The following is a 9327-nucleotide window of genomic DNA, read 5'->3' on the forward strand; positions in this document are numbered from 1 at the left end:
GGGCCGCCGCTGCAGCCGCCGCGGCGGCCCGCCGGCGACGACACGCGGACGACAACCCCGGAGCCGGTGCCGGTGCCGCGCCGCCCTCGGACTTCCCGTACCGCACCATCTACCGACTGTGGCCCGACTTCCCCGTCCGCGCCCACATCTGCAAGTCCGTCTCCACCATCAAGGCCGACGCCGCCCTGCGGTCCTTCGAAGCCAATGGGGAGGGCATCTGCTGGGCGGTGATGGATTCGGGGATCGACGCCACCCATCCGCACTTCGGCGACCCCGACGGCGAGCACCTGCTGCTCGACGCCGCGGTCCGCAATCTGCACCGATGTTTCGTCGAAGTGGACGGCCACCGGCTGCCCGACCCGGACGAGGACCCGGGCGACGGCGGCCCACTGTCCAGACACGACCGCGGCCAGCGCATCGACCTCCACCGCACCTCGGCACTGACCGACACCCTGGGACACGGCACCCATGTGGCCGGCATCATCGCCGGACGTGCCTCGAACGCGGTGACCAACGTGGTCCTCGAACGCCAGGACCGGATCGTCGCGGGCGACGAGGACGACAACGAACCCACCCGGATGACGGTGACCAACGCGCGAGTCATCGGCACCGACCGCGAACGCGCACGGTTCCACGGCGTGGCACCGGGCTGTCATCTGGTGAGCCTGCGCGTCCTCGACGATCAGGGTGCGGGCCGCTCCAGCGACATCGTCCGGGCGTTGGAATACATCCGCGAGAAGCTCAACGACAATCCCAAGCTGCTGCGGGTGCACGGGGTGAACCTCAGCGTGGGATACGACTTCGACGCCGAGATGTTCGCCTGCGGCCAAAGCCCGCTGTGCACGGAGGTGAACCGGTTGGTGCAATCCGGTGTCATCGTCGTCGCCGCCGCCGGCAACACCGGCTACTCCACCCTTCCCACCAGCACCCGCGTAACGAAGGTCGGGTTGTCCAACACCATCAACGATCCCGGCAACGCCGCCGGCGCGATCACCGTCGGATCCACACACCGCGACTCGCCCCACACCTTCGGGATCTCGTACTTCTCGTCGAAGGGGCCCACCGCCGACGGGCGCCTCAAACCGGACCTCGTGGCGCCCGGCGAACGCATCGTCTCCTGCGCGGCCGGGACCAAGCAAGCCACCGCACTGGCGAAACTCGCCAACCAGTCGCCGCCGCCCGGGATCGGAGCCGCCGCCGCACCCAGCAGCGGCCCGGCCACGCACACCGCGTACTACCTCGAAGACAGCGGTACCAGCATGGCGGCACCCCACGTCTCCGGAGCGATTGCCGCGTTCCTCTCGATCCGGCAGGAATTCATCGGCCGCTCCGACGAGATCAAACGAATCTTCCTCGCCAGCGCGGTGCCCCTGGGCCGCGAACGCTACTTCGAAGGCCACGGTCTCGTCGACCTGATGAAGGCCATCCAATCCGTGTGAAAGGACATCCGCGATGATCACCGGGCACTGCGACATCGAGTTCACCAAGGACGGGCTGGTCCACGACGAACAACAGGTCACCCGGCTCCTCGACGGCCTCACCGACACCACCGACCTGCTCGTCCTCGCGCACGGCTGGAACAACGACAAGGCCGAAGCCACCACGCTCTACGACACACTGCTCACCTCACTCGCGGCGGTCGGACTACCCGAATCCGGACCCGGATCCCGGGTGGCCGTGATGAGAGTGCTGTGGCCGAGCAAGAAATTCGCACTCGAATCGCTCATCCCCGGCGGAGGAGCCGCCTCCGCGACCGCAGCCAACGACGCCGCGCTCCTGACCGCCCTGCAGCAACTCGAGCAGGACCCTGAGCTGTTGGGCGCCGACGGCACCGACCCGACACGGACCACCATGGTGGAACACGCAATAGCCCAGATCGAGGACCTGGACACCTCCGCAGACGCGCGGCGCGAATACGTGCTGCACATACGCAACCTCCTGGACCCAAACGAGGCACACGCCGACGACGCATCCACAGAGTTCCTCGACCTCGACCCCGAAACCCTCTTCCACAGGTTCACCGGCGAGGTGCCCGTCCTGTTGCCGACCGGGCCCGGGGGCGCGGCCGGGAACACCAGCGGCGGCGCCGCCTTTCTCGGCGATCTGTTGTCCGGCGCCAAGGCCGCCGCCCGCCGTATCGCGAACTTCGCCACCTACTACACCATGAAGACCCGCGCCGGCACCGTCGGCCGCACCGGTGTGGCCGGGGTCCTCGGCCGAGCCCGCGAACGACACCCCGGGCTGCCCATCCACCTGACCGGGCACAGCTTCGGCGGACGGCTGGTGACCGCAACCGCCACCGCCCTCCCACCCTCAGACGCCCCGCTCAGCCTCGCCCTGTTGCAGGCCGCCTTCTCCCACAACGGACTCGCCCAACGATTCGACGGACAACACGACGGCGCGTTCCGTGCCGTCCTCGCCGAACACCGCGTCAACGGGCCCGTCATCGTCACACACACCAAGAACGACCTCGCCGTCGGCGTCGCCTACCCCCTCGCCTCCCGGATCGCCCGCGACAACGCCGCCGCGCTCGGCGACCACAACGACCCCTACGGCGGGATGGGACGCAACGGCGCCCAACACACACCCGAGACCGACCCCACCGAACAACTCCTGCGGAAAGCGACCCCCACCCACCACTACACGTTCGCAGCCGGCAAGGTCTTCAACCTGAAGGCCGACGCGACGATCACCGACCACGGCGACGTCGCCAACCAGGCCGTCGCGCAAGCCCTCCGCGACGTACTCCGAGTGCGCTGACCCGGCGGTGTCACGACATCTCCCAGAAGCTGGCGCACCGCCATGGTCTGTCCTGCCGCGAATCCGAAGCACCAACAGCCTCGGAATCCGACACCGGCGTACCGCTCGGCCGACTCCTCATTACGGGCGGCGGGCACCGTGTGTGGTTCCAGGGCTCAGGCCGGCCGGGCCATTGGGCCGCGGTTCGTCGAGCGAAATCCCGATCGAGCCCCGACGGGCTCGGCAGGGGCGAGCCAACATACAGCGCGACAACCGAAGACAGGTAGTGGGCTACGCGTGATCGAGGGACTCGTCGGCGGCAGCGTCGGAATACAAGAGCGATACATGAGCGGAGAGTTCGGGGTAGGGAGTTCCGATGCGAGCGACAAGTCACGTTCCGACAGGAACCGCATGGCCGATTCCGTTCGCTGCGATCGCCGCAGCACTCGTCGTGGCGGTGGCAACACTCGGTGCCTGCAAAGCCGACCCCGCACACCCGCCGACCCAACCGGCCCCTCCTGCGGCGACCTCCCCGATACCCACTTCGTCGGCCTCGACAACGAGTATGTCGTTCCCCACCGTCGAACAGCACCGCACCCGCTCGGTAGGGACCCAACCCACAACACCGGAGAACAAGATCGGCGTTCCGAGCGCACCAACACAACCGACGCTGCCCAGCCCACCACCCGGTACCAACCCCGATACCGATACTCCCGCACCGTCGCCTCCGGTCCCGACGACCGCGCCGCCCACCGACGGCGGCACACCGCCCGATGAGTGAGAACTCGGCGACGACATCGATCCATACCTGGATCGGTGTCGTCACCACGATTCTCGCCCCGACCACCCTGATCACGGCGCTGTGCTACTACTTCGGATACATCTACACCCGCAAGAAGCTCGCCTTCTTCGGCGTCGACTGTGACGCCCTCGGATTCACCTCCAGCGATTACGTGCGAGGCAGTGTCACTGTTCTGTACGCGCCACTCCTTTTTCTCCTCGTCGGGTGGTTCGCGGCGGTCTGGGTCGCGGACTACGCGCGCCGCTCGATCAGAACCGGACAGCGGCCGCACCTTGTTCGCACCATCGGACGAACCGCACTCGCCGCCGGGACAGCTTTCATGCTCACCGGGATCGCGGGCGTCGTGGCGGCCGGGTACACAGCCCCTCTCGCACTCATCTCCTGGGCGTTCTCACCGATCGCTCTCGGCGTAGGTGGTCTTCTCGCAGTGGGAGGCTACTGGGCACTGACCATTTCCACCACACCGAGCACGCACCACACCACCTCGACCGCACGAGTCAGCCAAGTCCTCGTGATTTCGGTGATAGTGCTGGCACTCTTCTCCGTCACGCACTCCTTCGCGTCCTGGCTCGGCGACAACGACGCGCAGACCATCGCCCACAACCTCTGGGCGAAGGAATCCGTGGTCTCCGTCGTCAGAGCAGAACGTTTGGATGTGCCACCGAATCTGATCGCAGAGACTCTGGTCGAGACCCCGCCAGGGCAACCCCCACTCTTCCGGTACGAGTGTTTCCGAACTCTCGTCGCACGAAGGGATCTGTGGGTACTCGTTCCAGCAAAGTGGTCAACCGACAACGGATACGCGGTGATTCTTCCCGCCGACTCCTCGGTCGTCAGCCTGTCCCGGTCGACCGATTTCAAGGACATCGCCGAAACCCACACCGACATAGTGACCGCGCCCTGGCAGTGCCCAGAACGCGCGCCGACACCCTAACCGAATCAGCAGAACCCTACAGCGGCTGCACACCGCCGCCGCATCCAAAGGGCACCCCGCATAGGCGCCCTTGCCCAGATCCAAGCGGCACTAACCTCAAACTTTCGTCTGGCTAGGCTGACCTGCCGATAACCCGTAGGTGGCTGCATTGTCGGATGAAGGCATGCGGGATCGCCGGCGCTGCGTTCGCCGGCTCTCCATGATTGCTCGTCGGTTCGAGGTGAATGCTCAGGCGGTGCGCAATGTGGTCCAGGCGGCGTCAATGAGGTGGTTGTAGGGCCAACCCCTCGGCAGTCGCAGCAATCGTCTCCTGCCGGTGTTGATGATCCGGCCGGCGACAGTGAGGATCCGCAGGCGCAGCCGTTTTGGTTCCCACCGGCGGACCGGTTCACGCTCACCCCAAGCAAGAGTCTGGGTCCAGGCCAGTAGTTCGGCTGCGAGGGAGACGATTTCGAGCCAGATCTGATAGCGGGCGAACCCGTGAAACGGCAGGTTCCGCATGCCGGTGTCCTTCAACCCGCGGATACGGTCCTCGGCTCGGGCCCGTTGCCGGTGCCGGACCTCGAGGACCGGCAGGGTCCAGCCGGGACCGCGGGTGTTGGTCGCGAAACACGTGATCCGCCAGCCGTCGGCATCGGTCAACCGCAACTGCGCGCCGGGATGTGGGCGTTCACGTCGGACGATCACCCGCATCCCGGCGGGCCAGTCCTTCGGTCCGGGCCTGGTGGCCCGGGTCGGTTCCGGCATCCACGCGGTCAGCTCCGCCACCTGGGCGCCGTCACGAGGTTCACCGTCACCGTCGACCGCCGACCGCCATGCCTGAACAGGGATTGCCTCGATCGCCGCCTTCACCGTCTCGTGCGCGGGGAACCCGATCGAATACTCAAGACCGAGGTCGGTGATGTGATGCAGGAACGCCTTGGAGCACCCACCGGAATCGGTACGTACCAGCACCTGCCCACGCTCCGATGCAGGCAGCTGATCGAGAGCGTGGTCGAGGGCGGTGATGTGGTCCTCCTTGTCGAACGGGGAAGCCTTGCCTGGCCGCAGATCCAGGACCAGCGGTTCGCCGGTGCCATGTTCGCCGTGGTCGACGAACACGCACATCGGCGAGAACCCGAACGCGCGCTTGTAGGTCGGCTCGGCGAGTTCCTTGTCCGAGTGCGCGGTCACCAATGTCGAGTCCAGATCGACGATCACCTGACCACCGTCACGGTTGCCCGCGGTGCCGGCCAGTGGTCGGCGGCGATCCCACGCCGCCGCCCGAGCCGATGCACGAGCAGCCCGGATCGCGGGCAGCACCGTCTCGATTTCTGCGGCAAGGCCGGTGACCAGTCGGGACACCGTCGGATCGGAGGCGACCGACCCGAACAGTTCCGGTTGGGCGCGCACCACCGCGAGGTCGGCGGCGCAGTCACCACCGAGCGCGACTGCCATGGCCAGGTCGATCAGTACCTTGCCCGGGTCATGACGTGATCGCGGTGGCCGCCACGGCGTCAACAGTGCCCGATCGACGCCAGACGCCCGGACCGTCTCGCGCAACAGCAGTGCCCCGGACGAGGAGATCAACGACTCACGCCGAGGATCGAGAACCAGAGCTGGGTACGGGTTAGGCTTCACCTGCGGAGTGCCTCTCTCGATGACGGATACTTGACCTTCGACAAGCCAAGAATCCACCACCGGACAGGCACTTCCGTGCTTTACACGCCGGGTGCAGCCCGCATCAGAAGAAATCTCCAGGCTAGACGGCGGACCGCAGATCGTGCCACTCCTGCGTGCGCTCCGCGACGATCAGATTGCCGGACGGTGGCCCCCGGACTGGCCGACCGTGCCGCGCCCCTTCATCGACAGCATGTTGGAGAACGCCGTCCTGTACACGCGGTGAACCCTGCACCCGACCGCCGGGTTCACCGCAGTGGCTTCGTTACGATCTGCTTGTCGGGTCGCCCATATAGAGCACGTCGGCGACGGGTTCACCGGCCCGGAGACGGGCAAGGGTTTCCGGCTCGGCAGCGTCGGACGCGAGAGCCAGGTCGATCACACCTGCCGCACCGTCCGGGGTCAGGACCAGGACACCGTTGTCGTCGGCGAGGACGATATCACCAGGGTTGACGAAAACACCGCCGACCACTACCGGTCCGTTGACCTCGATATTGCCACCGTCATGCCTCTTGGTGGTAAGAATCGAAGTACCGCGAGCAAATACCGGCAGCCCTCCCTGTCGCAGTTCGACGATGTCGGTGACCGCTCCGTCGACCACGATTCCGACCGCGCCGGCCGCCAGTGCCGCGCAGGAGGTGACGGCTCCGACCGAAGCGTGAACCGCGTCGCCCCCCATATCGACGACCAGCACGTCGCCCGGAGTCAGGGCATTCAATGCGTGATTCATCGCCACCGCATCCGCATCCGCAATGCGCACCGTCACTGCGCGGCCCACCACGCGCACATCGGCGAGAAGAGAGCGGATGGCCGGATCGACGAACCCCTCTTCAAGGTAGTGCCCGATGGTCGGAAAGCTGACCCGGTGGAGCTTGGCCAGCAGCGCCGACGAGGTGGGCAGCATCTGCTGCGAAGTGGACGATCGAGCTCGAGACATCATGCGCCTTCCGGGATCGAGTGTTCGGCGAGGACGGCGACGCACTCGATCTCCAGGGTAATGCCGAATATATTGACGCACACGGTTGTTCGGGCGGGCAGGTCGCACCCGAAGAACTCCGAATAGACCGCGTTGTACGGCTCCAACTGCCCCGGGTCGGTGAGGTAGGTGTTCACCTTGACCACGTTCTGCAGGGAAGATCCGGCCTCACGCAGGGTCGCCTCCAGATTGGCCAGAGTCTGACGCACCTTGTCGTCGAAGGCGTCCGGCTCATCGCCGAGGTTCGAGACGGCGGGGAGCTGACCCGAGGTGAACACGAACCCGTTGGCCACCACTGCGTGCGAGAACGGTCCGACCGGCCGCACATCGCCGGACACCACGCCTATGCGCCGCATCAGACCCGAACCCGCTCAGGATCTGCCTCCGGGAGAGAATTCTCCGCAGGCGCTTCGTCGGCCGAGTCGAGGCTGTTCCGCACAGTCTCCGTCAGCAGCAGCAGAGCAACTATGGAGACTGCCGCCGATCCGATCATGTACCAGGCCACGGAGGACCCTGAGCCCGTGGCGCTCAGCAGCGCCGTCGTAATGGCGGGGGTTGCGGCACTCCCCAGCAGTCCGGAGAGCATGTACGCGATGGACAGACCAGAGTACCGGACCCGGGGCCCGAACAGCTCGGCCAAGAATGTGGCGATGGGGCCGTAGTTGGCAGAGAAAGCGGTCATCATCATGATGTAGGCGAAGATCACCATCGGGACGGACTTGGTATCCATCATCCAGAACATGGGGAAGGCGACAAGCGCCTCGGCGACTATACCGCCGATGATCACGGGTTTGCGTCCGATGCGGTCGGACAGAGCGCCGAACGCCGGAATCGTGAACAACCCTGTGGCGCAGACAATCATAACGGCCAAGAGCATGGTGTCGCTGGAGAAGCCGAGCTGCTCCTTGCCGTAGGAGAGCCCGAAGGCCACCATGATGGTGAACGCGGTGCCGGTGGACAAGGTGGCAATACCGCCCAGCAGAACCTGCTTCCAGTACCTGCGCATCAGAAGCACGAAGGGAATCTTGGCTTTCGCGCCGGCTTCCTTGACCGCATGGAACGACGGTGTCTCTTCCAGCGTCAAGCGGATGTAGAGGCCCACGGCCACCAGTAGAGCGCTCGCCAGGAACGGAATACGCCAACCCCAGGTGAGAAGAAACTCCTCCGACGTGTTTGCGGCGATGATCAGGAAGACCAGGTTGGCGATCAATGTTCCGCCCGGAACCCCGACCTGGACCAATGAGCCGTAGAATCCACGTTTCGTTTTGGGCGAGTGTTCGACCACCATCAGAACCGCGCCGCCCCATTCGCCGCCGAGCGCGAGGCCCTGAATGACGCGAAGCGTCAACAGCAGGATCGGGGCAATGATGCCGATCGCCGAGTAGGTGGGTAGCAGTCCGATCGCGAAGGTTGCCGCCCCCATGGTGATCAGCGAGATCAGCAACATGGACTTGCGGCCCAACTTGTCACCGAAGTGGCCGAACAACGCGGCGCCGACGATCCGGGCGACGTACGCGGCGGCAAACGTGCCGAAGGCCAACATGGTTCCGACGAGCGCATCGAAGCTCGGGAAAAAGATCTTGTTGAAGACCAGGGCGGACGCCGTGGCAAAGACAAAGAGGTCGTACCACTCGACGGTTGTGCCGATAACACTGGCCGTGGCGATTTTGCGCATCTTGCTCTTGATATCTTGCGACGCCGGGCCGCCGACTGCAGATTGAGCCATGGGTTCTCCAAAGAACGGCTGGGAAAGAGTGACGGGTGCTGACCACTCCCGATGACATCAACTATCCGTTGTGACAGGAGACACGTTCAATAGGGAAACACACACTGTTTACACCTCCCCGATGGGCAGATTCCCACCTCCCGGTCCAGGACCTGCCCGCCCCAACGGGCAGCGCGCTACGGACCCGGCCATCGCGGATATTCCTAGACGATGCGGGCCGGCAGCATCTCGGCAGCGACGTACGCCGACTTCAGTGAGCACCCGAGGAGACGCTCGATCCGGACTACCGGGCAGTCTCCCCGTCGAGCAGTATCGTGAACCGGGAGCCGTTCTCGTAGAGAACGACTGGCCGCCTGGCACCCTCGAGTTCCCGGGCGAGAAGCGACGTGATGATCGCGACATCCGCTGGAAACATCTGTCCGCATGCACCGCCAGGAGTCGGGTCACCGGTGGGCACAGTCGGAATATCTATCACCGGTGTATCTGCTGCC

At 65.5% G+C, this 9327-nt stretch carries 9 protein-coding genes; 4 read left to right on the top strand and 5 right to left on the bottom strand.

The genetic code is table 11. The features are described 5' to 3' along the window. The 3 genes from ACFTZB_RS38630 to ACFTZB_RS38640 all read left to right on the top strand — a co-directional run. Positions 1 to 1439, top strand: a 1439-nt coding sequence (locus tag ACFTZB_RS38630; RefSeq protein WP_378440144.1) for a S8 family peptidase, incomplete at its 5' end; no start/stop codon positions are given. Between the two features lie 13 nt (positions 1440 to 1452). Then, a complete protein-coding gene (locus tag ACFTZB_RS38635; RefSeq protein ID WP_378440146.1) occupies positions 1453 to 2760 on the top strand; it encodes a hypothetical protein in 1308 nt (435 codons plus the stop codon). Between the two features lie 752 nt (positions 2761 to 3512). Continuing rightward, positions 3513 to 4475, top strand: a complete 963-nt coding sequence (locus tag ACFTZB_RS38640; protein WP_378440148.1) for a hypothetical protein — start codon at positions 3513 to 3515, stop codon at positions 4473 to 4475. A 228-nt stretch (positions 4476 to 4703) separates the two neighbouring features. Here the strand turns inward: ACFTZB_RS38640 and ACFTZB_RS38645 are convergent, their stop codons facing one another. Further along, positions 4704 to 6095 (bottom strand): IS1380 family transposase, encoded by a 1392-nt coding sequence (locus ACFTZB_RS38645; RefSeq protein WP_378440150.1) that lies wholly within the window; start codon positions 6093 to 6095, stop codon positions 4704 to 4706. A 142-nt stretch (positions 6096 to 6237) separates the two neighbouring features. Here ACFTZB_RS38645 and ACFTZB_RS38650 point away from each other — a divergent pair, with 142 nt between their 5' ends. After that, complete coding sequence (locus tag ACFTZB_RS38650) at positions 6238 to 6360, top strand: hypothetical protein (protein WP_378440152.1); 123 nt, start codon at positions 6238 to 6240, stop codon at positions 6358 to 6360. A 39-nt stretch (positions 6361 to 6399) separates the two neighbouring features. Here ACFTZB_RS38650 and ACFTZB_RS38655 read toward each other — a convergent pair whose 3' ends face one another. From ACFTZB_RS38655 to ACFTZB_RS38670, 4 genes are all read right to left on the bottom strand, one after another. Further along, complete coding sequence (locus ACFTZB_RS38655) at positions 6400 to 7038, bottom strand: RraA family protein (RefSeq protein ID WP_378440154.1); 639 nt, start codon at positions 7036 to 7038, stop codon at positions 6400 to 6402. Positions 7039 to 7070: 32 nt separating this feature from the next. Continuing rightward, positions 7071 to 7466, bottom strand: coding sequence for a RidA family protein (locus ACFTZB_RS38660; RefSeq protein WP_378440156.1), 396 nt, complete (start codon positions 7464 to 7466; stop codon positions 7071 to 7073). Continuing rightward, positions 7466 to 8836 (bottom strand): MFS transporter, encoded by a 1371-nt coding sequence (locus ACFTZB_RS38665; RefSeq protein WP_378440158.1) that lies wholly within the window; start codon positions 8834 to 8836, stop codon positions 7466 to 7468. Before ACFTZB_RS38665 ends, ACFTZB_RS38660 begins: the two co-directional genes overlap by 1 nt. Before the next feature lie 283 nt (positions 8837 to 9119). Next, a partial coding sequence (locus ACFTZB_RS38670; RefSeq protein ID WP_378440160.1) for a hypothetical protein occupies positions 9120 to 9327 on the bottom strand: 208 nt, incomplete at its 5' end.

It is taken from the genome of Rhodococcus sp. NPDC057014 (assembly GCF_042673295.1).
Classification (GTDB): Bacteria; Actinomycetota; Actinomycetes; order Mycobacteriales; family Mycobacteriaceae; genus Rhodococcus_F.